The organism is Mesorhizobium sp. M4A.F.Ca.ET.090.04.2.1 (assembly GCF_003999085.1).
In the GTDB taxonomy this organism is placed as follows: Bacteria; Pseudomonadota; Alphaproteobacteria; order Rhizobiales; family Rhizobiaceae; genus Mesorhizobium.
In genome coordinates, this window is the sequence record NZ_RZOT01000952.1 from 1 (window position 1) to 851 (window position 851).

Sequence of the window (851 nt, forward strand, 5' to 3'; positions counted from 1 at the left end):
GAACCGAACCAATCCACAGAAATATTTTGTTGGTATTTTTGTTGGCTATCCCTGCTCTTGTGTGGGCGTCAACTATTTGGAAACAAAGCCAGATTTCCTTCGCTTCGAATCCGCCTCTGGGCACCATCCCCTCCTCTCCCGACACTCCCTTTCGCCGAATCTTCTACGCTTCTGTTTGCACAAACAACTGAAATCGTTCATCTTTTTGGGAAGGATGGCGCGATTGAGCGCGTTTCATGGAATTTCGGCGTATTTGGTCTAACGAGGCGGAGGGCTGGTATTTCCGTTGGTACTGGACATCCTGATGGTATCGAAACAGCCAAAGGGAGGTGTCCCACAAATGGCCCTTTCCGACGTGAAATGCCGAAATGCCCGTCCTGCTTCCAAGCTATTGAAATTGTCTGATGGTGGCGGGCTCCAGCTCTGGGTGCAGCCCACCGGATCCCGCCTATGGCGCCTCGCCTATCGATTTGACGGCAAGCAGAAGCTTCTGGCGTTGGGCAGCTATCCCCTTATTTCGCTCGCCGAAGCACGCAAGGCGCGCGATGACGCCAAACGTCTCCTCCTCACTGGCATCGATCCCGCGCAGGAACGCAAGTTGCGAAAGGTCGGTTCGGCAAAGGACAGCTTTCGATCAATCGCCGAGGAATATGTGGACAAGCTGAAGAAAGAGGGACGTGCCGACCGGACTATCACCAAGGTCAAATGGCTACTCGACTTCGCCTATCTCACCTGTGGGCACAAGTGCATTCGGGACATTGATGCGGCCACTATCCTTGCTGCCCTTCGTAGCGTGGAGGTGCGCGGTCGATACGAGTCGGCCAGGCGGCTGCGCTCGACCATTGGCAGCG

Annotated in this window: 2 protein-coding genes; both read left to right on the forward strand. The window is 55.0% G+C overall.

Features of this window, described 5'->3' with window-relative positions; genetic code table 11:
* Positions 1–262, forward strand: a 262-nt coding sequence (locus EN781_RS34970) for a hypothetical protein (protein WP_210213520.1), incomplete at its 5' end; no start/stop codon positions are given.
* Positions 263–340: 78 nt separating this feature from the next.
* Positions 341–851 (forward strand): integrase arm-type DNA-binding domain-containing protein (locus EN781_RS33405; protein ID WP_145965822.1); only part of this gene is annotated, 511 nt, incomplete at its 3' end.